The organism is Streptomyces sp. NPDC002130, assembly GCF_040296465.1.
Classification (GTDB): Bacteria; Actinomycetota; Actinomycetes; order Streptomycetales; family Streptomycetaceae; genus Streptomyces.
In genome coordinates this window covers 1-21,299 of the sequence record NZ_JBEOXI010000144.1, presented here as the reverse complement: position 1 = coordinate 21,299, position 21,299 = coordinate 1, and the positions used below count along the sequence as shown (strand labels likewise).

The 21,299-nt window shown below is 72.5% G+C and carries 21 protein-coding genes; 16 read left to right on the top strand and 5 right to left on the bottom strand.

The window, feature by feature from the left end; genetic code table 11:
- From ABT116_RS25445 to ABT116_RS25405, 9 genes are all read left to right on the top strand, one after another.
- Window positions 1-291: oxidoreductase C-terminal domain-containing protein (locus tag ABT116_RS25445; RefSeq protein WP_351637953.1), on the top strand; the 291-nt coding region annotated here is incomplete at its 5' end.
- A complete protein-coding gene (locus ABT116_RS25440; protein WP_351637951.1) occupies window positions 288-1,100 on the top strand; it encodes an acetoacetate decarboxylase family protein in 813 nt (270 codons plus the stop codon). The genes ABT116_RS25445 and ABT116_RS25440, both read left to right, overlap by 4 nt.
- A 99-nt stretch (window positions 1,101-1,199) precedes the next feature.
- Window positions 1,200-2,663, top strand: coding sequence for an aldehyde dehydrogenase (locus ABT116_RS25435; protein WP_351637948.1), 1,464 nt, complete (start codon window positions 1,200-1,202; stop codon window positions 2,661-2,663).
- Window positions 2,656-3,585: a 3,4-dihydroxyphenylacetate 2,3-dioxygenase gene (locus ABT116_RS25430; protein WP_351637945.1), complete on the top strand. Its 930-nt coding sequence runs from the start codon at window positions 2,656-2,658 to the stop codon at window positions 3,583-3,585. Before ABT116_RS25435 ends, ABT116_RS25430 begins: the two co-directional genes overlap by 8 nt.
- Window positions 3,578-4,423: a fumarylacetoacetate hydrolase family protein gene (locus tag ABT116_RS25425; protein WP_351637942.1), complete on the top strand. Its 846-nt coding sequence runs from the start codon at window positions 3,578-3,580 to the stop codon at window positions 4,421-4,423. The genes ABT116_RS25430 and ABT116_RS25425 overlap by 8 nt, the downstream gene beginning before the upstream one ends.
- 154 nt (window positions 4,424-4,577) lie before the next feature.
- On the top strand, window positions 4,578-5,180 hold the full coding sequence (locus ABT116_RS25420; protein ID WP_351637939.1) for a TetR/AcrR family transcriptional regulator: 603 nt from the start codon (window positions 4,578-4,580) through the stop codon (window positions 5,178-5,180).
- A gap of 136 nt (window positions 5,181-5,316) precedes the next feature.
- Entirely contained in the window at window positions 5,317-6,768 is a 1,452-nt protein-coding gene (locus ABT116_RS25415) for an APC family permease (RefSeq protein ID WP_351637937.1), read from the top strand.
- Window positions 6,769-6,832: 64 nt separating this feature from the next.
- Window positions 6,833-8,323: an aldehyde dehydrogenase gene (locus ABT116_RS25410; RefSeq protein ID WP_351637935.1), complete on the top strand. Its 1,491-nt coding sequence runs from the start codon at window positions 6,833-6,835 to the stop codon at window positions 8,321-8,323.
- Window positions 8,320-9,015, top strand: a complete 696-nt coding sequence (locus ABT116_RS25405; protein ID WP_351637933.1) for a gamma-glutamyl-gamma-aminobutyrate hydrolase family protein — start codon at window positions 8,320-8,322, stop codon at window positions 9,013-9,015. The genes ABT116_RS25410 and ABT116_RS25405 overlap by 4 nt, the downstream gene beginning before the upstream one ends.
- Before the next feature lie 14 nt (window positions 9,016-9,029).
- Here the strand turns inward: ABT116_RS25405 and ABT116_RS25400 are convergent, their stop codons facing one another.
- A complete protein-coding gene (locus ABT116_RS25400) occupies window positions 9,030-9,602 on the bottom strand; it encodes a MarR family winged helix-turn-helix transcriptional regulator (RefSeq protein WP_351637930.1) in 573 nt (190 codons plus the stop codon).
- A gap of 104 nt (window positions 9,603-9,706) precedes the next feature.
- On the opposite strand from ABT116_RS25400, the gene ABT116_RS25395 reads away from it, so the two are divergent.
- Entirely contained in the window at window positions 9,707-10,648 is a 942-nt protein-coding gene (locus ABT116_RS25395; protein WP_351637927.1) for a TIGR03619 family F420-dependent LLM class oxidoreductase, read from the top strand.
- Window positions 10,649-10,663: 15 nt separating this feature from the next.
- Here ABT116_RS25395 and ABT116_RS25390 read toward each other — a convergent pair whose 3' ends face one another.
- Window positions 10,664-11,695, bottom strand: a complete 1,032-nt coding sequence (locus ABT116_RS25390; protein WP_351637925.1) for a helix-turn-helix transcriptional regulator — start codon at window positions 11,693-11,695, stop codon at window positions 10,664-10,666.
- A gap of 202 nt (window positions 11,696-11,897) precedes the next feature.
- On the opposite strand from ABT116_RS25390, the gene ABT116_RS25385 reads away from it, so the two are divergent.
- The 4 genes from ABT116_RS25385 to ABT116_RS25370 are packed head-to-tail and all read left to right on the top strand — an operon-like array spanning window position 11,898 to window position 17,158.
- On the top strand, window positions 11,898-12,908 hold the full coding sequence (locus ABT116_RS25385; RefSeq protein ID WP_351637923.1) for a sugar ABC transporter substrate-binding protein: 1,011 nt from the start codon (window positions 11,898-11,900) through the stop codon (window positions 12,906-12,908).
- 10 nt (window positions 12,909-12,918) lie between these two features.
- The gene (locus tag ABT116_RS25380; RefSeq protein ID WP_351637921.1) at window positions 12,919-14,430 is read left to right on the top strand and encodes a sugar ABC transporter ATP-binding protein; all 1,512 of its coding nucleotides are present in this window, start codon (window positions 12,919-12,921) and stop codon (window positions 14,428-14,430) included.
- On the top strand, window positions 14,427-15,413 hold the full coding sequence (locus ABT116_RS25375) for an ABC transporter permease (RefSeq protein ID WP_351637918.1): 987 nt from the start codon (window positions 14,427-14,429) through the stop codon (window positions 15,411-15,413). Before ABT116_RS25380 ends, ABT116_RS25375 begins: the two co-directional genes overlap by 4 nt.
- Before the next feature lie 47 nt (window positions 15,414-15,460).
- Window positions 15,461-17,158: an amidohydrolase gene (locus tag ABT116_RS25370; protein WP_351637956.1), complete on the top strand. Its 1,698-nt coding sequence runs from the start codon at window positions 15,461-15,463 to the stop codon at window positions 17,156-17,158.
- Window positions 17,159-17,189: 31 nt separating this feature from the next.
- Here the strand turns inward: ABT116_RS25370 and ABT116_RS25365 are convergent, their stop codons facing one another.
- Genes ABT116_RS25365 through ABT116_RS25355 form a run of 3 tightly spaced genes read right to left on the bottom strand, consistent with a single transcriptional unit; the run spans window position 17,190 to window position 19,869 of the window.
- Window positions 17,190-18,095, bottom strand: coding sequence for a metal ABC transporter permease (locus ABT116_RS25365; RefSeq protein WP_351637915.1), 906 nt, complete (start codon window positions 18,093-18,095; stop codon window positions 17,190-17,192).
- Window positions 18,092-18,931 (bottom strand): metal ABC transporter ATP-binding protein, encoded by an 840-nt coding sequence (locus tag ABT116_RS25360; RefSeq protein WP_502983939.1) that lies wholly within the window; start codon window positions 18,929-18,931, stop codon window positions 18,092-18,094. Before ABT116_RS25360 ends, ABT116_RS25365 begins: the two co-directional genes overlap by 4 nt.
- 5 nt (window positions 18,932-18,936) lie before the next feature.
- A complete protein-coding gene (locus ABT116_RS25355; RefSeq protein ID WP_351637908.1) occupies window positions 18,937-19,869 on the bottom strand; it encodes a metal ABC transporter solute-binding protein, Zn/Mn family in 933 nt (310 codons plus the stop codon).
- A gap of 186 nt (window positions 19,870-20,055) precedes the next feature.
- On the opposite strand from ABT116_RS25355, the gene ABT116_RS25350 reads away from it, so the two are divergent.
- Both ABT116_RS25350 and ABT116_RS25345 read left to right on the top strand, forming a co-directional pair.
- A complete protein-coding gene (locus ABT116_RS25350; protein WP_351637906.1) occupies window positions 20,056-20,739 on the top strand; it encodes a helix-turn-helix transcriptional regulator in 684 nt (227 codons plus the stop codon).
- The coding region (locus ABT116_RS25345; protein ID WP_351637903.1) for a pyridoxal-phosphate dependent enzyme at window positions 20,736-21,299 on the top strand (564 nt) is incomplete at its 3' end. The genes ABT116_RS25350 and ABT116_RS25345, both read left to right, overlap by 4 nt.

Sequence of the window (21,299 nt, the reverse complement as noted above, 5' to 3'; positions counted from 1 at the left end):
GCGCTGGTGGGTGGCAACGCCCATCTGCAACCCTTCGCACCCCTGCCCACCTTCTGGAGCGACCAGCACGACTTCCGGCTGCAGTCCTTCGGGGCGCCCGGCCTGGGGCTCGATGACGTCCGGGTCCTGGACGGTGACCTCTCGGGGGACGTACTGGTCGGTTACCACCGCGACGGGCTGCTGGTCGGTGTCGTCGCCCTGGGTGGACCCTCCGCGGCGCGGGCCGCCGCCCGATACCGCGCCGATCTGCTGAAGCAGCCCGCCCTCACTGCGCAAGGAGCCCTCTCGTGACCGGACTTCGTGGTTACTTCCACCCCAAGACGGCGACGGGCGCGTCGTCGCTCATCCCCTCCCCGCCCTGGCGGTACTCCGGTGACCTGCTCACCGTCGAGTACCGGACGGACCCCGCACGCGTGCGTGAACTGCTACCCGACCCACTGGAGTTGGCGGACGAGGACCCGGGAGCCGTCGCCCTGATCTGGGCCGACTGGCAGTCGTGCTCGACGTCGGGGGAGGAGCTGCTGGACCCCGTGCGGGCGCAGTACAAGGAGGCGTTCGCGGTGGTGCGGTGCCGGTTCCGGGGACAGGCGTACTCGCGGTGCGTCCACATCTGGGTGGACAAGGACTTCGCCATCGCGCGGGGGCTGCACCAGGGGTATCCCAAGAAGCTCGGCTCCATTCACCAGACGCGGCCGCATCCCTACGGGCCCGCTCCGCGGATCGAGGCGGGGGCGCGGTTCGGAGCGACCCTGGCGGCTGCGGACCGGCGTCTCGCGCAGGCCGTGGTGACGCTGCGGGAGCCGTCCGAGAGCGGTGGGTTCGTCAACGCGCACCCCATGGCGCATCACCGGTGGCTGCCGTCGGTCGAGAAGGGGAAGGGGCTGGCACTCGATGAGTTGATCGAGTCCGGGGCCGCGTCCTTCGAGGGTGGCCAACCATGGGTGGGTGACGCGGAGTTGGAGTTGTTCGAGGCGCCTACCGAGGAGTTGGCGCGGCTGGAGATCCGGGAGCCGATCGCTGCGTATTACCGGCAGGTCGGGGTGGTCTGGGACGGGGGGCGGCTGCTGGAGAGTGGTACGTCCGGAGCGGTTGCCGAGTAGTGCCGGTGGACGGGTGCGGGGTTTCGCTGTGGCTTGTCGCGCAGTTCGCCGCGCCCCTGAAGGACGTGCAATAGCCCCTCGTTGAATGGAACTCTTCTCATGTCTGACACCATCACCGTCGCCGGTGTAGCCGTCGACACCCGGCACTGGATCGGGGGGCGTCGCGTCGCCTCCGCCGGGACCTTCACCGATCGCTCTCCCATCGACGGCAGCGCACTCGGCGAGATCGCCCGGGGCGGGCCCGCCGAGGCCGAGGCCGCTGTCGCCGCCGCCCGGGACGCGTTTCCCGTCTGGGCAGCCACCCCGCGCGCCGAGCGCGCCCGCATCCTGCACGCCATCGCCGACGGTGTCGAGAAGCGCATCGAGGAGCTGGCGATCGTCGAGACCACGGACAACGGCGCTCTGCTCCGTTCCCACCGGCGGGGCGTCATGCCCCGGGTCGCCCACAACTTCCGGTTCTTCGCCGACTGGCTGCTGCGGCTCGAACACGAGGACTTCGAGACGCGCGGCCACACCAACCACGTCAGCTGGGACCCGGCCGGGCCCTGTGTGCTGATCACCCCGTGGAACGCGCCCCTGATGCTGGCCACCTGGAAGGTCGCCCCCGCCCTCGCCGCCGGCGACACCGTCGTCCTCAAGCCCGCGGAGTGGTCGCCGCTGACCGCCTCCCTGCTGGCCGACATCGCCGCGGAGGCCGGGCTGCCCGCCGGTGTCCTCAACGTCGTCCAGGGGTACGGCTCCGAGATCGGCGACGCCCTCACCTCCCACCCCGACGTGCGCCGCATCAGCTTCACCGGGTCGGTGCCCACGGCCAAGCGGATCGCGGAGTCCGCCGCCGCGAACCTCACGCCTCTGAGCCTCGAACTCGGCGGCAAGTCGCCCCTGTTGGTGTTCGCCGACGCCGACCTCGACCTGGCGGTCGACCTCGCCGTGGAGCAGTACGACAACGCCGGGCAGGTCTGCCTGGCGGCCACCCGGCTGCTCGTCGAGGAGACGGTCGCCGAGGAGTTCACCCGCCGGTTCGTCGAGAAGGCCACGGCCCTGCGGCAGGGCGACCCGCGTGACGAGGGCACCGACATCGGGCCCAACATCCACCCCCGCCAACTGGAGAAGATCGACGGCTTCGTGCAGCGGGCCCTCGCGGCGGGGGCACGGGCGGTCATCGGCGGTCATCGCAAGGACGGGCAGTACTACGCGCCGACCCTGCTCACCGATGTCGCCCAGGACGCGGAGATCGTGCAGGAGGAGGTCTTCGGGCCGGTCCTGACCCTCCAGACCTTCGCCGACGAGGACGAGGCCGTACGGCTCGCCGACGACACCCGCTTCGGGCTGGCCGCCACCGTCGCGACCGGCGACCGGGAGCGGGCGGAGCGGGTCACCCCCCGGCTCGTCGCCGGCACCGTCTGGGTCAACTGCTTCTTCGTCCGCGACCTCCAGGCACCCTTCGGCGGCTCGCGCCGGTCCGGGGTCGGACGCGAGGGCGGGACCTGGAGCTTCGACTTCTACTGCGACCTGAAGAACACCGTCACCGCCCCGAAGGGATGGAACCAGGACCATGGGTGAGATCGTCGGGGCCGGGCTGCTCGCCCACGTGCCCACCATCGTGCTGCCCGAGGCAGACCGGCTGGAGCTCAACGAGGGCAAGGAGATCACCCTCGTCACCGGGCTGCGGGAGCTGCGCAGGGACGTCTTCGAGCGGGATGCCGCCAACGATTACGACACCGTCGTCGTCCTGGACTCGCACTGGGCGACCACCGTCGAGTTCGTCGTGACCGCGCAGGCGCGCAGGGCCGGGCTGTTCACCTCCGAGGAACTGCCGCGCGGCATGTGCAGGATGCCGTACGACTTCCCCGGCGACCCCGAACTCGCCCACAACGTGGCCGCGTTCGCCGACAAGCACGGCACCTGGATCACGCCGATCGACGACGCGTACCTGCCGATCTACTACGCCACCCTCAACCTCTGGAAGTACCTGGGGGAGGGTCTGCCCGACAAGCGGTGGGTCACCATCGGGGTCTGCCAGACCGGCGACATGGAGGACCACCTGCGGCTCGGGCGGGCCCTCGCCGACGGGATCGCCGCGACCCCCGGGCGACGCGTCCTGGTCATCGCCTCCGGCGCCCTCTCGCACACCTTCTGGCCACTGCGCGAACTGCGCGACCACGAGGCGAGCGACCCGGTCCACATCCGCACGCCCGAAGCCCGTGAGGCCGACTACGAGCGCATCGCCTGGTTCAAGGAGGGCCGTCACGACAAGGTCCTCGACACGATGGACGAGTTCTGGAAGTTCAAGCCCGAGGCGAAGTTCTTCCACTACCTGATGATGGCCGGCGCCCTCGGTGAGCGGCGCTGCGTCGCCCGGGCCCGTCAGTACGGCGCGTACGAGAACTCCGTCGGCACCGGCCAGGCCCACCTCTGGTTCGACCGCCCCGCCGGCGGCTGGACCGCAGACCACCCCACCGCGCAGGAGCCCGCCCATGCCTGAGTACCGCCGCATCCTCCTCGACGGCGCCGCCGTCCAGGTCACCGTCGACGGTGACGAACTCGTCGCCGGGGACGGCCGACGGGTGAAGACCGACGACGCGCGGCATCTGCCGCCCGTCGTGCCGTCCAAGGTCATCGCCGTTCACCTCAACCACCGCAGCCGGGTGGACGAGTTCGGTATCGGCCTTCCCGGCACCCCCACCTACTTCCACAAGCCGACCTCCGCCCTCAACGCACACCAGGGCGCCATCGTCCGCCCCGAGGGCTGCAAGTGGCTCAACTACGAGGGCGAGGTCGCCATCGTCATCGGGAAGCCCGCGCGGAACATCTCGCCGGCCGAGGCGGGGGAGTACATCGCCGGGTACACCGTCGCCAACGACTACGGGCTGCACGACTTCCGCGACACCGACGCCGGGTCGATGCTCCGGGTGAAGGGCTCCGACACCCTCTGCCCGCTCGGCCCCGGCCTGGTCACCGACTGGGACTTCCACGGCAAGCGGCTGCGGACGTACGTCAACGGAGAGGTGGTGCAGGACGGCTCGACCGACGAGATGACCTGGGACATGCACTACCTCGTCGCCGACATCGCCCGCACCATCACGCTCTACCCCGGGGACGTCCTGCTGTCCGGCACGCCCGCCAACTCGCGGCCCGTCCAGCCGGGCGACGTCGTGGAGGTGGAGGTCGAGGGCCTCGGGCGGCTCACCAACCACATCGTCACCGGGCCGACCGCCATCCGCAAGGATGTGGGCGCCCAGCCCACTGAATCGGAGGAGGTCCTCTCGACCGCCCTCGGCGGCGACTGGGAGTTCCGTGGCATCCGGCCGCCGCGCCGCTGACGCGGATTCCGGGAGCCGTGGTGCCGACGTGCTCCCCGGCCGGCCCGCCGCCGGCGCGGCATGCGACGGCCGGGCCCCTGACGTGGAGTCGGGGAGCGGTGGTGCCGATGTGCTGCCCGCCGTCGAGCAGGACCGCCCCGGTAGGGTCACGGGCATGACCGAGCCCGCCGGGCGCCGCCCCCGCAAGCGCGTGAACTACGGCACGGGCCGTGAGGCCCTGCTGGAGGCCGCCGTGCGGGTCGTGGCCCGGGGCGGGCTGCGCAGGCTCACCTACCGGGCCGTCGCCGAGGAGGCCGGCGTCACCCACGGCCTGGTCGTGCACCACTTCGGCTCGCGCGACGCCCTGATCGAGGAGGCCGTGGCCCACGCCATCCGCTCCTCGCTGAACAGCAGCGCCCTCGAACCGGGCACGGGCGAGGTCGCCGACTTCTCGGTGGGGCTGACGGACATGGTGGAGGCCGGGCCGGACCTCCAGGCGTTCCAGTACGAACTGCTCCTGGAAGCCCGGCGGCGCCCCGAGCTCCTGGCTCACCTGCGGTCGCTGTACGACGAGTACTTCGACGCGACCCGGCGCGAGCTCACCCAGATGCTGCCCGGCCCGGTCGGCGAGGGCCTGTCCCGGATGGTGTTCGCCACGCTGGAGGGGCTCGTCCTTCACCAGTTGGTCTTCGGTGAGCGCGAGGTCATCGACGAGGCCCTGGACGAGCTGCGCTCGGTGCTGCGGCTGCTCGCCGAGCGGCCCGGCGGCGAAGCCTGACCCGCTCCGGCCCCCGCCGTCCCGCGGCGCCGGAATTCCTCGTCCCTCACCCCTTGCCAAACGGATAGTTCCGCCTCACGATGAGGCAACTCGTTTGGCCTGAAACGATCCTTCCTCCCTCTGGCAGGTGATCCGAGTGGACAGTCAGACGGTCTCCCGGCACGCGACGGAACCGGACGCGCCCACCGCAGGCACGCTCAAGCCCAACGCCCTCGGCGTCCTGGGCATCCTCTTCTTCGTCCTGTCCGCCCAGGCCCCGCTGACCGGTATCGCCGGCGCGGCCCCCATCGCCGTGGCCCTCGGCAACGGGCCCGGGGTACCCGCCGCCTACCTGGTGGCGGGCCTGGTGATCCTGCTGTTCTCGGTGGGCTTCGTCGCCATGGGCCGTCACGTGGTGGACGCGGGGGCCTTCTACACGTACATCGGCAAGGGCCTCGGCCGCACCACCGGCACCGGCAGCGCGGGCCTCGCCCTCTTCGCCTACTGCACCATCCAGGCCGCGATGTACGGCCTCTACGGCGCCATCGTGAGCGGCCTCGTCGCGACCCACACCGGTCTCGACCTGCCGTGGTGGGTCTGGACGCTGGCCACCATGGCCGTCGTCCAGGCGCTCGGGGCGGCCGGCGTCGAGATGGGCGCCAAGGTCCTCGCCGTGTTCGTCCTCGCCGAGTTCAGCATCCTGTCCGTGTTCGCCCTGGTCACCCTCTTCAAGGGCGGCGGCCCCGAGGGGCTCGGCCTCGCCGACAGCTTCTCCCCGTCCGCCGCCCTGGACGGCGCCCCGGGCGTGGCCGTGATGTTCGCCGTGGCCTCCATGTTCGGCTTCGAGGCCACCGCCATCTACGGAGAGGAGGCGCGCGAGCCCAGGAAGACCGTGCCGCGGGCCACGTACCTCGCGGTCGCCGTCGTCACGGGCTTCTTCGCCCTCGTCTCCTGGATGCTCATCTCCTCCTACGGCGCATCGAAGGCCACCGCGGCCGCGGGCAAGGCCCTGGAGGGCGGCGACGGCGCCGGGTTCGTCTTCGCGCCCATCGCGGCGGACTTCGGCGGCTGGGCGGGCGAGGTACTGCCCGTGCTGCTCGCCACGTCCCTCTTCGCCGGCATCCTCACCTTCCACAACTCGGCCAACCGCTACCTGTTCTCCCTCGGCCGCGACCGGCTCCTTCCGCTGCGGATGTGCCGGCTCAACCGCCGTCACGCACCCTGGACCGCCGGGTGTGTCCAGACGGCCCTGGCCGCCTTGCTGGTGGTGCCCTTCGCGCTGGCCGGCAAGGACCCGGTGCTGACGCTGTTCTCCTGGTTCAGCGGCGTCGCCGTCCTGGCGATGATGCTGCTGTACCTGCTGACCTCGGTGTCGGTCGTCGTCTTCTTCCGCCGTGCCCGTCTGGACACCCGCCCGTGGAACACGCTGATCGCACCCGCCCTGGGCGCGCTCGGCATCGCGGGGGCGATCTGGCTCATCCTGGCCAACTTCACCACTCTCATCGGCGGCGAACGCACCACCGCCCTGTGGCTCACGCTGTCCGTCCCGGTCGTCATGGGACTCGGTCTGGTCGCCGCCCGTGTGCGGGGCAGGGCCGCCGACGGCTGACCACGAGCACGGTCGTTCACGGACACCCCCGCCCATATCGTTTGAGATCAAAGGAGAATCCCTCATGCCGGCCGTCTCCCACGACGAGTGGCTGCGCCGCGCCAAGGCGTTCCAGCTCCCCGGTGCCCACCACATCGACGGCACCGAGGAGCCCGGGGCAGGGGCGACGTTCCCGGTCGTCTCCCCGCGCGACGGACGGATCCTCGCCGAGGTCGCGGACGGCGGCGCCGCCGAGGTGGACGCGGCCGTCGCCGCCGCCCGGCGGGCCTTCGACACCGGCCCGTGGCCGCGCCTGGCGCCCGCCGAGCGCGGCCGGGCCCTGCTCCGCCTCGCCGACCTGCTGGAGGAGCGGCGCGAGGAACTCGCCCTCACGGTCAGCCTGGAGATGGGCAAACCGATCTCGGACGCGTACGGCATCGAACTGCGCGCCGTCATCACCACCTTCCGCTGGTACGGCCAGCTCGCGGACAAGCTCACCGACGAGTCGCCGCACACTGCCCCGGACGCCTTCGCCCTGGTCACCAGGGAACCCGCCGGGGTGGTCGGGGCGGTGGTTCCCTGGAACTTCCCGCTGACCCTGGCCGGCTGGAAGGTGGCCCCGGCCCTGGCGGCCGGCTGCACGGTCGTCCTCAAGCCCTCGGAGAACTCCCCGCTCTCCGCCCTGCTCCTCGGGCGTCTCGCCACCGAGGCCGGCCTCCCGCCCGGTGTCCTCAACGTCGTCACCGGCGACGGCCCGACAGCGGGCCGCGCCCTTGGCCTCCACCCGGACGTCGACGTCCTGGCGTTCACCGGCTCCACCGCCGTCGGCCGCCACTTCCTGCGCTACGCCGCCGACTCCAACCTCAAGCGCGTCTGGCTGGAACTCGGCGGCAAGTCGCCCAACATCGTCCTGCCCGACGCACCCGACCTGGACAAGGCCGCCGCCACCGCCGCCTGGGGCATCTTCTTCAACCAGGGCGAGATGTGCACCGCCCCCTCCCGGCTCCTCGTGCACTCCTCGATCGCCGAGCGGGTCACCGAGGCCGTGGTCCGGCGGGCCCGTGAACTGAGGGTGGGCGACCCGCTCGACCCGGAGACGGAGATGGGCGCCCTCGTCGGCCGGGCGCACCTGGACCGCGTGACCGACCACATCCGTCACGGTGTCGACGAGGGCGCCCGCCTGCGCACCGGCGGCGAGCGGGTCCTCGCCGGGACGGGCGGGACGTACCTCGAACCCACCGTCTTCGACCGCGTGGACCCCGGTTCGCGCCTGGCGCGGGAGGAGATCTTCGGCCCCGTCCTGTCGGTGCTCGCCTTCGACGACCTCGACGAGGCGGTCCGGCTGGCCAACGCCACCGAGTACGGCCTCGCCGCCGGTCTGTGGACCTCCGACCTGTCCACCGCCCACCGGGTCTCGCGCGCCCTGAAGGCCGGCACGGTCTGGGTCAACTGCTACGAGGAGGGCGACCTGACCGTGCCCTTCGGCGGGATGAAGCAGTCGGGCAACGGCCGCGACAAGTCCGCCCACGCGCTGGAGAAGTACACCGAGCTCAAGACCACCTGGATCCAGTTGTGACCCGCCCCCTGATAGCGATCCCCGCCCGCTTCTCGGCCACGACCTCCGCACTCCGGTACGCCGCCGAGGTCAACGCCCGCGCCCTGGTCGAGGCCGTCTGGCGGGCGGGTGGCGAACCGGTGAGCATCCATCCGGCAGAGACGGGCACCGCCGCCCGGCTCGCCCGCTTCGACGGCGCCCTGCTCCCCGGCGGCGGCGACCTCGCCCCGTCCCGCTACGGCGCCACCGACACCCACGACAGCGTCTACGACGTGGACACCCTCCAGGACACCTTCGACCTCGGCGTCGCCCGGCACGCCCTGGACTCGGGCCTGCCCCTGCTCGCCGTCTGCCGCGGCCTCCAGGTCGTCAACGTCGCCCTCGGCGGCACCCTGGAGCAGGACATGGGAGGGCCGGAACGCGAACACCGGCACCTCGTTCACCCCGTCACCCTTGAACCCGGATCGTTCGTCGCGGCGGCCGCGGGCGCCGAGAAGACCGACGCGTCCTGCTACCACCACCAGCGCGTCGACCGCCTGGGCACGGGCCTGCGCGTCACGGCCCGGGCGGCCGACGGCACGATCGAGGCCCTCGAACTCCCCGGCGCCGACGGCTGGTTCACGGCCGTCCAGTGGCACCCGGAGGACACCGCGCACGAGGACTCCGCCCAGCAGGGCCTGTTCGACGCGCTCGTGCGGGCCGCGACCCGGTGAGGCCGCGGCGGTTCTCAGGCCCGGGGCCGCCGTCCGCTGCGCCGCGGAGCGGGCTCGGCGCCGCCCAGCAGGGACTGCCGCCGCTCCTCGCCGTGCTCCTCCACCTGGAGCACCACACTGCGCAGGCCCTCGGCGAGGCGGCGGCACTCGGCGTCACTGAGCCCGGCGGTGACGAAGGCCTCCTCCTCGTTGAACGCCGGGAACACCCGCGCCATGAACTCCTCGCCCTCGGCGGTGAGGCGCAGCAGCACCAGACGCCCGTCGCTGGGATGACCGTCCCGCCGCAGCAGGCCCCGCGACTCCAGCGTGCGCACCACACCCGTCAGTGTGCCCTTGGAGATCCCCGCCTCCTCGGCCACGTGCCGGGTCTCCGACTCGCCCCACACCCAGACCACCCACAGCACCACGAAGGCCGTCCAGGTCAGGTCGGAACCGCGCAGCACCGAGTTCTCCAGGTGCTGCCGCACGGCGGACGCGGCCCGGTAGATGTTCGCCACCGCCGCCATCTGCTCCCGGCGGATCGGAATGCCGCCGAGCTTCGCCGCGGCGAGCTTCTCGGCTTCGGTGATGGATCGGTGCCCCGGCACGGGCGGCTCCTTCGTCTGGTCGCGACGTCTCACGCACGGGCGGCTCGTCCGGGCCGTCCGGTCGTTCGGACTCAAATTGTACGAAGTCGAAAGGGAAACCCGTCATGCCCAGGCCTCCCCGCATGCTCCTCGTCCTCAGCGAGAACTGGACCCTCACCGGCGGCCGGGCCGATCTGCCCGCCGCCGTCCGCTGGGCCCGCGAGGCCGAGGACGCCGGCTTCGACGCGGTCATGGTCAGCGAGCACATCGTCCTCGGCCCCGACGCGGCGGCCGCCGGCGTCATGGGCAACCCCCGCGACTACGCCCTCCCCGGCAACCAGGACCCCCACACCCCCTGGCCGAACTCCCTGCTGCTGCTCGCCGCCATCGCCTCCGTCACCTCCCGGCTGCGCCTGGCGGCCGCGGCCGTGCTCGCCCCGCTGCGCCACCCCCTGCTGCTCGCCCGCGAGCTCGGCACCCTCGACCTGATCAGCGAGGGCCGCCTCGTCGTGCAGCCGACGGTCAGCTGGAGCAAGGACGAGTACGACGCCCTCGGGGTGCCCTTCACCCGGCGCGGGCGGCTCCTCGACGAGCACCTGGAGATCTGGGCGAAGGCGTGGGGCCCGTCCCCGTTCTCCCACGACGGACCCCACTACCCCTTCCGGGACGTCTACTTCGAGCCCAAGGCGCACCGGCCCGACGGCCCCCGGCTCTGGTTCGGCGGCCAGCGCCTGCACGGCCCGGTCCTGCGCCGCCTCGTGGAGTACGGCCACGGCTTCCATCCGCTCGGCCGGCCCACGCCCGAGGACCTGCAAGGACTCAAGGAGGCGATGTCGGCGGCCGGGCGGGACGCCGCGGAGCTGGAGATGATCGGCGGTACGCAGGCCGTCTTCCCCGACGACCGCTCACCGGCGGACCTCGGCGCGGCGCTGTCGGTGATCCCGGAGCAGCTGGAGCAGGGCTTCACGACGTTCTGCGTCAAGCCGAACCAGTTCATCGACGACCCGGGCGGCGTGGGGGAGTTCTGCCGCGAGGTCATGCGGCGCGTCGAGAGGCTGACTCCCTGACCGCCCCGGCCCGGGTCACCGCTCGACGAACCGCGCGAGGTGATCCGGGTCCGGCCGCAGCAACCCGTCCCGCACGGCGAGGGCGGTGGCCTCGGCCCGCGAGGCGCAGCCGGTCTTGCGCAGCAGGTGCTCGACATGGCTGTGCACGGTCCGAGGGGACAGGAACAGCGCCTGCGCGATGGCCTGGTTGGTCTGCCCCGTGGCCGCGCGGGTGAGCACCTCCAGCTCCCTGGGGCTCAACCCGTACGGCAGTTCCGTGGGCGTCTCGTGCACCAGCACCGCGTCCGAGGCGAGGCCGGGTCCGGCCGGGTGCCGGTGCAGCACGACCCGCCGCCAGCCTCCGCCGGCCGGCCACAGCAGCCGCAGCCGCTGCCCGCCGGTGCAGGCGAAGGCGTGCAGCAGCGCACCGAACCCGTCTTCCTCCCGCAGGACCCGGGGCCGGTCGCGGCCGGGCAGGTCGATGACGCGGCCGTCGCCGGTGACCAGGCTGGCCGCGTCCTCTCCCGCCAGGCCGTGCAGGTCACCGGCGTGCGTCAGCGGATCGGCGAAGGCGGCCAGGGCGGGGATCACGGAGGCGAGCAGCCGCCGCGCGTCGGTGTCGTAGGCGCCCGCGCTCTCGGTGGACAGATGCACCAGACCCACCAGCCGGCCCCGCTGCCGCAGCGCACCCGTGACACCGTCCCGGAAACCGGCCGGGCGGACCCGCTCGGCGTAGAACCAGCCGTGCCGGAAGCGGGGCCCGGCGTCCTCGGAGTCCTCCGCGTCCTCCGAGATGGACGGCGGCAGCTTCCGCCGTACGACATTCCTGTACCACGGCGTCGCGACGAACTCCCCGGCCAGAGCCTGCGAGGCCTCGGCCGTGTAGCCGATGCTCGCGATCTGCACGTGGGAGCCGGTCAGCGGGTCGATCGTGAGCAGGGTCGCCGCGTCCAGGGGCAGCGCACGGGCGAGTTCGTGCAGCGCCTGCGCGGAGGCCGAGGTCGTGTCGCGCTCGCGGGTGAGCATGCCGATGCGGGCGGCTGCCGCGATCTGGTGGTGGCTGGTCATGGCGAGCCTCCGGGCGGCTCGGACAGCATGTCGTTTGGGGCCTAACGATAGGGCTCCCGTGCGTGTCCGGCAAGGTGCGCACCGAAGTCCGGCCGTACTCGCAGTCGGTATTTGTACGGATGGTGCGGCGGGCCCGGCGGGTCTTTCCTGTTCGGCACAGCCGGACGCCCCAGTCGGGCCCGCCCCTCGGAGAGCCCCCGCCATGACCCCACCCCCGTACGCCGCCTCGCGCAGACACTTCCTCGCCCTGTCCGCCGCCACCGCGCTGGCCGCCGCCGGATGCTCGGCACCGCAGAACACGGCCGCCTCGGCCAAGCCCTCACCCTCCGCCGGCACCCGCCTGGCGAGGATCGGCCTCGACTACCCCTTCACCCAGCTCCCGCTCTACTCCACGCTGGTGAAACTCTCCACCGCCCAGGCGAAGCGGCACGGCGTCTCACTGCTGACGACGAGCGACAACGCCAGTGCCGACACCCAGGCCACCAACCTCAACACCTGGGTCGCCCGCAAGGTCCCGGCCATCGTGTCCTTCCCCATGGTGTTCGAGGCCGCCGAGCCGATCGCCAAGGCGGCCTTGGACGCGGGGCTGATCTGGGTGACCTACGGCGGCTCCCTGCAACACCAGAGCGCCGACATCCGGTTCAGCTTCCGCGAGGGCGGCACCCTGCTCGGCGCGGCGGCGGCGAAGTGGGCCCAGGAGCACCTCGGCGGCAAGGGCAAGATCGCCTTCCTCACGGACAGCACCATCGAGCTGGGCCGCGAACGCACCAAGGGCATGATCGACGCCTTCACCAAAGCGGCACCCGGCGTCGACGTGGTGGCGCGGGAGCAGTCCATCGACCCGGACACCGGCCTGTCGAAGACGAAGGCGATCCTCGCCAAGCACCCCGACCTCAACCTCGTCCTCGGCGTCACCGACGCCGCCGCGTACGGCGGCTTCAAGGCCCTCCAGCAGGCAGGCCGGGCCAAGGACGACGCGAAGACCTTCGTCGGCGGCCAGGACGGCTCCGCGCCCTCCCTCCTCGCCGTCAAGCAGGGCACGTTCTACCGGGCCTCCGCCGCCCTCGCGCCGAAGGACATCGCCGCCGCCATCGTCGACGTGCCGCGCGCGGTCGCCGCCGGAAAGCCGAACCCCAGCGCCGAGGTGCCGATCACGCTCGTCCAGCGCGCCGACACCGCCCGGATCGACGCCCTGCTCGCCCAGAACGCCTAGGGCGGGCGCCATGACGACCCCGAACCTCCGCATCAGCGGCCTGACGAAGTCCTTCGGCGGCGTCAGGGCCCTCGACGGCGTCGACCTCACCGTCCCGGCCGGGCAGGTGCACGCCCTGCTCGGCCACAACGGCGCCGGCAAGTCCACCCTCATCAAGTGCCTGGGCGGCGCCTACCCGCCCGACGCCGGCACCATCGAGGTCGGCGGGAGGTCGTACACCCGCCTCACCCCGCGCGAGTCCATCGCGTCCGGCGTGGCGATCATCTTCCAGACGCTCAGCGTGGTCGACGCTCTGACCGTGGCGGAGAACATCTTCCTCGGCCAGGAGTGGACCCGGCACGGCCGCATCGACCGGCGCGCCCAGGAGGACGTCGCCGCCGGGCTGCTGGAGCGCGTGGCCGCGAAGTGCTCCCCGCGCGACCGGGTGGGTGATCTGCCCATGGGCCAGCGGCAGTTGGTGGAGATCGCCAAGGCCCTCAGCCGCAGCGCCGCCGTCCTCGTCCTCGACGAACCGACGGCCGCCCTGTCCGGCGCGGAGACCGATGCCCTCGCGGAACGCGTCGAGGACCTGCGCACCCAGGGGCTCGCCATCATCTACGTCACCCACCTCCTGGGGGAGGTGGAACGGCTCGCCGACGCGGTGACGGTGCTCCGGGACGGACGGGTGGCCCACCACGCGACGGTGGCGGGGCGGACGCGGCGCGAGCTGGTGGAGGCGATCGCGGGAAGCCCGGCACAGGCCGCACGGAAGACGCGTCGTCGATCTCCCACCCCACCCCGTCTCGTCGTCGAAGCCCTGCAAGGACCCGGCTTCGGCCCCGTCGGCCTCACCGTCGCCGCGGGCGAACGCGTCGGCCTGTTCGGGCTCATCGGCTCCGGCCGCACCCGCATCCTCGAAACCCTCTACGGCCGGCGCCGCGCCACCGCCGGCACGATGCGGGTCGGCGACCGTACCGTCGGCCCGGCCCGTCCGGCCGACGCGCTCGCCGCCGGAATCGCGCTCGTCCCGGCGGACCGGCGGGCCCAGGGCCTCTTCCCGACGATGACCGCGCAGGACAACGCGCTGCTCCCCTCGGTCCGGCCCCTGTCCCGCTTCGGGGTGCGGGCGCTGCGCTCCGAGCGGCGGGTGTTCGGCGCCCTGGCCGACGCGGTCGGACTGCGACCGGCCCGGCCGGGACTGCCGGCGGGCGCCTTCTCCGGCGGCAACCAGCAAAAGCTCGTCCTCGGCCGGTGGATCAACGAGGCCCGGCACGTGGACGTGCTGCTGCTGGACGAGCCGACCCAGGGCGTCGACGTGGGCGCCCGGCAGGAGATCTACCGGGTGGTGTCCGACCTGGCCGAAGAACGCGGCACCGCAGTGCTGTTCGCCTCCAGCGACCCCGAGGAGATCGTGGCGCTCGCCGACCGCTGCCTGATCGTCGCGCAGGGACGGATCGTCGGCGAACTCTCCGGCGCCGAACTCACCGAGCAGGCCCTGCTGTCGACCGTTCACGACCCCCTGACCGCAGAAGGAGCAGCATGACCACCGCCGACCCGGCCCTCCCGAGGCGGTCCCACCCGATCACCGCGGGCGGGCTCGCCACCGTACGCCGCAACCCGCTCCTCGTCGTGCTCGTCGCGATGGTGCTGGTCTTCCAGCTGACCACGGGCAGCTTCCTCGACCCGGCCAACCTGAGCGGCATCGCCACCGACGCCGCGACCCTCGCCATCGTCGCCGTCCCGCTGGCCCTGCTCGTCATCAGCGGCTACCTCGACCTGTCCGTCGGCTCCACGCTCGCCCTCGGCGGGCTGGTCGCGGGCTGGCTGGCGGGGCAGCACCACCAGTCGCCCGCCGTCGCCCTGCTCGGGGCGCTCGCGGCAGGGGCACTGGTAGGGGCGGTGAACGGCGTCCTGTGCTGTTACTTCGGCCTGTCCGCGTTCATCGTCACCCTCGGCATGCTGACCGCCGTACGCGGCCTGGCACAGCAGCTGTTCCCGCTGCCGCTGAGCGGCTTCGGCTCCGGGTTCGCCTGGATCGGCGGAGCCCGCCTCGCCGGGGTCGCCGCCCCGGTCGTCATCGCGGCGCTCGTGCTGGCCGCCGGCGCCCTGTTCCTCGCGCTCACCCCGGCCGGACGGCACGTCTTCGCCATCGGCGTCAACCGGGAGGCCGCCCACCTCTCCGGCATCCACATCCGGCGCACCCCGTTCGCGCTGTTCGTCGCCACCGGCATGGCCGCCGCCCTGGCCGGGGCCATCAAGGCGTCGGTGCTGGACAGCGCGGTGGCCGGCACCTCCGGCGCCGGGTTCGAGCTGACCGTGCTCACCGCGGTGCTGCTCGGCGGCGTCGCCCTCACCGGCGGCTCCGGCTCCGTCCTCGGCGTCCTGCTCGGTGTGCTCTTCCTCGGCGGCCTGCAGAACGGCCTGACCCTGCTGAACGTGCCGACGTTCTGGCAGCAGATGGCCCAGGGCACCGCGCTCGTGGCCGGCGCGGCCCTGGCGTACTTCGCACCCCGCACCGGCCGCTGATCCACCCTCCCTCCGAAATGAGGTCATCCGTGAGCGACACCGCATCCGTGAGCGACACCGCTCCCACCCTCGTCCTGACCGGCGGCCAGGTCCTCACCGTCGACGCGGAGTTCACCGTCGCCGAGGGCGTGGCCGTGCGCGGCCGGGACATCCTGGCCGTCGGCAGCGACGCGGAGATGCGTGCCCTGGCCGGACCCGGCACCCGGATCGTCGAGCTGGGCGGCCGGACCGTGCTGCCCGGCATCAACGACTCCCATCTGCACGGCGCCGCCTACGGCATGACGAAACCGCCGTTCGCCCTCGACGTCGGCCACCCGGGGGTCGCTTCCCTCGCCGACATCGCCGCGTCGGTCGGCCGGGCGGCACGGGAGACACCGGCAGGCGAGTGGATCATCGGCCTGGGCTGGGACCCCGGCTACCTCGCCGAGTGCCTCGCCGACCCGGGCCGCTTCCCGCACCGGCGGGACCTCGACGCGGTGGCGCCCGACCACCCGGTCTGCCTGACCGACTTCTCCTCGCACATGGTGTGGGTCAACTCCGAGGCACTGCGCCGCTGCGGCGTCGACGCCGGCACCCCGGCCCCGCCCGGCGGTGTGATCGACCACGACCCCGACGGCCGGCCGACCGGCATCCTGCGCGAGGCCGCCGGACGCCTCGTCCAGGCCGAACTGCCCGCCCCGACCCAGGCCCAGCGACGCCGGGCCATCCAGGGCGTGATCCGCGAGCTGCACTCCCGGGGCATCACCAGTTACACCGAGCCCGGCCTCGGCCCGGGCGGCGCCGGCTCTCTCTTCGGCGGTCTGAGCACCGACAACTGGAACGCCTATGCCGAACTCGCCGCGAGCGGAGAACTCCAGGCCCGCGTCAGCGTCCTGCTCCTGCCGGCCCCCATGGGCGGCTCCGCCGCCGACGTCCGCGAGGGACTGGCCGAACTGCGCCGCCCGGAGTCGGCCGACCCCCGGCTGCTGCGGGCCATCGGGGTCAAGATCTTCGCCGACGGTGTGCCGCCCAACCGCACGGCGTGGATGAGCGAGCCGTACCCGGACGGCGGTCATGGCGCACTGTGTGTGCACGGCGACACGCCCGCGCTCCAGGTACACGAACTGCGCGAGATGATCAGGCTCGGCCACGAGGCCGGTTTCCAGCTCGGCGTGCACGTCACCGGCGACCGGGCCATCGACCTCGTGGTGGACGCCTTCCTCGCCGCGAACACGGCCGCACCCCGGCCCGACGCGCGCCACTACGTCATCCACGGCGACTTCATCAGCGCGAGCAGCCTGGCCAAGCTCGCTGCGCACGGCTACGGCGTCAACATGAACCCCGCCATCAAATGGACCATCTCCGACCTGATGGACGAGCTCGTCGGCCCCGAGCGCTCCGCCTACCAGTGGCCGGTGCGTTCCGCGCTGGACGCCGGCGTACGGGTGTGCGCCAGCTCCGACGCCCCCATCACCGAGCCCGACTGGCGCCAGGGCGTGGCCGCGATGATGCTGCGCGAGTCCAAGGCCAGCGGCCGTACCAGCGGCCCCGAGCAGTGCGTCCCGCTTGCCGACGCCCTGCGCGCCTACACCTCCACCGCCGCCTGGCAGGACTTCGCCGACGACTGGAAGGGCACCCTCGAAGCGGGCCGGGCCGCAGACCTGTGCGTGCTGGACCGGCCGCTGCTCGATCTCGACCCGCACGAGATCACTCGGGCGCAGGTGGATCTCACGGTGTTCGACGGGCAGGTGGTCTTCGAGCGGTGAGACCCGCGCGAGTGTGAGCGGTGAGACCCCCTCAGGTCCGAGCGGTGAGACCCGCTCGGGCCGCCCGCACCACCGTGCGCCGCGCCCCCCAACGCCGGTTGCGGTACCGGCCGGCCACCCGGCACACCGCGTAGACGGTGAACGAGATCGTCGTGACGTAGGGGCTGATGGGGATGCTGCTGCCCAGGGCGAGCAGGATGCCGCCCTCGATGGAGACCACGGCGAACACCACGCTCAGCGCGGGCAGCAGCACCGGCGACGCGGTGACGCGGGCGGCCGCCGCGGCCGGGGTGACGACCAGGGAGAGCACCAGCAGCGCGCCGACGATCTGCACCGACAGGGCGACCGCGAGCCCGAGCGCCAGCATGAACGCGAAGGACAGCGCACGCACCGGCACCCCGCGGGCCTCCGCCACGTCCGGATCCGTGCTGGCGAAGGCCAGCGGACGCCACATCACCGCCAGGGCCACCAGCACCAGGACGGACGTGCCCAGCAGCCACGACATCTGCGGGGTGTCCACGGCGACGATCTGCCCGGTGAGCAGCCCGAACTTGTTGGCCGCCCGGCCCTTGTACAGGGCGAGGAAGAGCACGCCGAGTCCCAGGCCGAACGGCATGATGATGCCGATCACCGAGTTGCGGTCCCGGGCCCGGGACCCGAGGACGCCGATGGCACCGGCGGCCAGGAGCGAACCGGCGATCGAGCCGACCACGATGTTCGCGTCCAGCAGCAGGGCCGCCGAAGCGCCCGCGAACGACAGCTCACTGATGCCGTGCACCGCGAACGGCAGGTCCCGCATCAGGACGAACACCCCGGCGAGTCCACCCACCAGGCCCAGTGCCACACCGGCGACGAGGGAGTTGCGGACCAGGGCGAGGAGTTCGCCGTAGTCGGTGAAGTCGAAGATCTGGTGCCAGATCCCGTCGGCGAGTGTCATGCGCGCACTCCGTCCGTCTCGTGGGCCTGCTCGGGGTGGTGCGGCGGGCCGGCCGTCTCGTCGGGAGCTCCCGCGACCACCACCCGGCCCCGGACGCGGAGCACGTCGACCTGTGTGCCGTAGAGGCGGGACAGCGACTTCGAGGTCAGAACCTCGTCCGGGGTCCCGGCCCGGTGGCCGCCGGGGGCCAGGTACAGCACCCGGTCGGCCAGGCCCAGCACCGGGTTGATCTCGTGCGTCACGAACACCACGGCCGTGCCGTGGGAGCGGCGCCGGGCGTCGATCAGCTCGGTGACGGCCCGCTGGTGGTGCAGGTCGAGCGACAGCAGCGGCTCGTCGCACAGCAGGAGGCGGGGGTCGGTCGCCAGGGCCTGCCCGATGCGCACGCGCTGCCGTTCGCCGCCGGAGAGCATCCCGAGCGGGACGTCGGCGTAGGCCGCGGCGCCGACCGACTCGAGGATCTCGTCCACCCTGCGGCGAATGCCGCCGGTGCGCAGCCGCGGGCCGAAGCGGTGGCCGTCGATGCCGAACCGGACGAGGTCCCGGGCGCGCAGCATGGCCTGCGCCGACAGCGCCGCCTGCTGCGGGACGTAGCCGATGTGCCGGGCGGCCTCGCGTGCCGGCCGGCCGAGGACGGTCAGCGTGCCGGCGGACAGCGGCTGACGGCCCAGCAGCGCCCGGACGAAACTGGTCTTGCCCGCGCCGTTCGGCCCCAGCACGGCCAGGAACTCCCCGGGCCGCACGTCGAGATCGAGACCGCTCCACACCTCGCGGTCGCCGTAGGACAGGGCGGCCGCGCGCAGGGCGATGACCGGCGTGCCGTCCTGCCCGGGTATCGGGGTCACTTGGCCAGCGCGCTCGCGAGCGCGTCGAGGTTGGAGGTCATCCAGCCGAGATAGTTCTTTCCCTCGGGCAGGGTCTCGGTCACGGGCACGACGGGGATGCCGGCCGCCTTGGCCGCCGCCTCGGCCTTCTCGGTCTGGGGGCCGGAGGTCTGCTCGTTGTAGACGAGGGCCTTCACCTTCTTGCCACTGAACAGCGCGAGGCTCTCCTGGAGGACGCGCGGGGAGACGTCGTCGCCCTCCTCGATCGCCTCGCTGAACTGCGCGGGCGTTTTGTTCAACAGGCCGCTCGCCTCTGTCATGTACAGCGGCACCGGCTCGGTGATGGCGATGCCTTCACCGCCGTGCGCCTTCTTGATCTGCGCCTCCTTGGCCTCCAGCGGCGCGAGCTTCGCCTTGAAGGCGGCGGCGTTCTTCGTGAAGGCGGTGGCGCCGCTCGGGTCGGCCTTCGCGAGGGCGGTGGAGATCCGGTCGGCGACCTCGGCGACGGTGGGGAAGTCGTACCAGACGTGCTCGTTGAGTTCGCCGCCCTTGGGAGCGGTCCTGCCGGACACGCGGACCGCGTTGATCACGTCGGCGGAGTCGTTGTGGCCGCTCTTGAGCATGCGGTCGACGAAGTCGTCGTAGCCGCCGCCGTTCTCGACGACGACCTTCGCCTTGGAAAGGGCCAGCTGATTCTGGGGGTCGGCCTCGTAGGAGTGCGGGTCCTGGTCGGGGTCGCTGATGACCGACGTGACGTCGACCCGGTCGCCGCCTATGCGCCGGGCGATGTCGCCCCAGACGTTCGTGGAGGCGACCACGGCCACGCGAGCCGGTGTGCTCTTGCCGCCGTCGGAGTCCGCCCCGGGGTCCGACGAGCTGCCGCAGCCCGTGAGCAGGGCCAGTGACGCGCTGGTCAGCAGCGCGATGCGGCGGGACGTGGACAGGGGCATGGCTCCTCCAGGAAGGGCGTGCACAAGGGTGATCGGCAGGCATCACGCTAGATGGGAATGAATGTCAGAAGCGGGTTCCGGCCGAAGACATGTGAAAGCCATTGCCAACTGTTGGCGATTCTCTGGACTGACCATCCAAGTGCTGGACTTCTGGTCTAAAGTGTTGACGGTGAGAGGAGGCGGAAGATGGGCAACGCTCTGAATGCCGAGCGGGACGCGATCCTCGCCGCGCTGAAGCCGGTCGTGGACGGGATCGCCGCGACCTTCGGGCCGGTCTGCGACGTCGTGCTGCACGACTACCGGAACCCGGAGCGATCGGTGGTCGCGGTGGCCGGAGCGGTGACCGGGCGCACGGTCGGCGGCGCGATGAGCGAGATCGGCATGCGCGTCCTCGCCGGCGGCGATGAGACGTCCGACGAACTGAACTACGTCACCCGCACCCGCAACGGCACGCTGGTGAAGTCCTCCACGATGGTGCTCCGGGACTCCACCGGTGCCGTGTTCGGCGCCCTCTGCGTCAATGTGGACGTCAGTGCGGTCAAGCAGGTCCACGACCTGCTCGGCGCGCTCGCCGGAGTCGGTGCCGCCGCTCCGGCGGAGCTCCCGACGACCACCTTCGGCAACGACATCGACGCCGTGGTCGACGCCCTCGTCGACGCCCACCAGTCACAGCAGCGGGGGAGCTGGGCGGAGCTCGACCGGGCGGAACGCCTGGAGCTGTTCGGCGGCCTGGACACCCGCGGGGTCTTCGCCGTCCGCGGCGCCGTCGAGCAGGTCGCCGCCCGGCTCGGCATCTCCCGCGCCTCCGCCTACAACTACCTGTCCCGGGCCCGGGCCGCCCACGACACTTCCACCGGAGGATCCGCGTGACGACCACCACCCCACCGGTCACCCTCGACGACGTCCGGGACGCCGCCGCCCGGCTCAAGGGTGTCGCCCACCGCACGCCCGTGCTGCGCTCCCGCACCCTGGACGCGCTCGCCGGAGCCGAGGTCTTCCTCAAGTGCGAGAACTTCCAGCGCGTGGGCGCCTTCAAGTTCCGCGGCGCCTACAACGCCGCCTCCCGCCTCACTCCCGAGCAGCTGTCCCGGGGCATCGCCGCCTACTCCTCGGGCAACCACGCCCAGGCCGTCGCCCTGGCCGCCCGGGAGCTGGGCACCACCGCCGTCATCGTCATGCCGGAGGACGCCCCGCCCTCGAAGCGGGCGGCCACCGCCGGCTACGGCGCCGAGATCGTCACGTACGACCGCTACACCGGAGACCGCGTCGCCCTCGCCGAGGCCCTCGCCGCCGAGCGCGGCCTCGCCCTCATCCCGCCGTACGAACATCCGCACGTCATGGCCGGGCAGGGCGAGACGGTGCTGGACCGGGTGGCCGTCCTCGACCGGGGGCGGGTGATCGCCTGCGACTCGCCCGCCGGGCTCAAGGAG

Excerpts from the sequence above, each read along its gene's own strand:
- ABT116_RS25435 (WP_351637948.1), top strand. The coding sequence starts at position 1,200 with ATGTCTGACACCATCACCGTCGCCGGTGTAGCCGTCGACACCCGGCAC.
- ABT116_RS25430 (WP_351637945.1), top strand. The coding sequence starts at position 2,656 with ATGGGTGAGATCGTCGGGGCCGGGCTGCTCGCCCACGTGCCCACCATC.
- ABT116_RS25425 (WP_351637942.1), top strand. The coding sequence starts at position 3,578 with ATGCCTGAGTACCGCCGCATCCTCCTCGACGGCGCCGCCGTCCAGGTC.
- ABT116_RS25420 (WP_351637939.1), top strand. The coding sequence starts at position 4,578 with ATGACCGAGCCCGCCGGGCGCCGCCCCCGCAAGCGCGTGAACTACGGC.
- ABT116_RS25410 (WP_351637935.1), top strand. The coding sequence starts at position 6,833 with ATGCCGGCCGTCTCCCACGACGAGTGGCTGCGCCGCGCCAAGGCGTTC.
- ABT116_RS25395 (WP_351637927.1), top strand. The coding sequence starts at position 9,707 with ATGCCCAGGCCTCCCCGCATGCTCCTCGTCCTCAGCGAGAACTGGACC.
- ABT116_RS25390 (WP_351637925.1), bottom strand. The coding sequence starts at position 11,695 with ATGACCAGCCACCACCAGATCGCGGCAGCCGCCCGCATCGGCATGCTC.
- ABT116_RS25385 (WP_351637923.1), top strand. The coding sequence starts at position 11,898 with ATGACCCCACCCCCGTACGCCGCCTCGCGCAGACACTTCCTCGCCCTG.
- ABT116_RS25380 (WP_351637921.1), top strand. The coding sequence starts at position 12,919 with ATGACGACCCCGAACCTCCGCATCAGCGGCCTGACGAAGTCCTTCGGC.
- ABT116_RS25375 (WP_351637918.1), top strand. The coding sequence starts at position 14,427 with ATGACCACCGCCGACCCGGCCCTCCCGAGGCGGTCCCACCCGATCACC.
- ABT116_RS25365 (WP_351637915.1), bottom strand. The coding sequence starts at position 18,095 with ATGACACTCGCCGACGGGATCTGGCACCAGATCTTCGACTTCACCGAC.
- ABT116_RS25355 (WP_351637908.1), bottom strand. The coding sequence starts at position 19,869 with ATGCCCCTGTCCACGTCCCGCCGCATCGCGCTGCTGACCAGCGCGTCA.
- ABT116_RS25350 (WP_351637906.1), top strand. The coding sequence starts at position 20,056 with ATGGGCAACGCTCTGAATGCCGAGCGGGACGCGATCCTCGCCGCGCTG.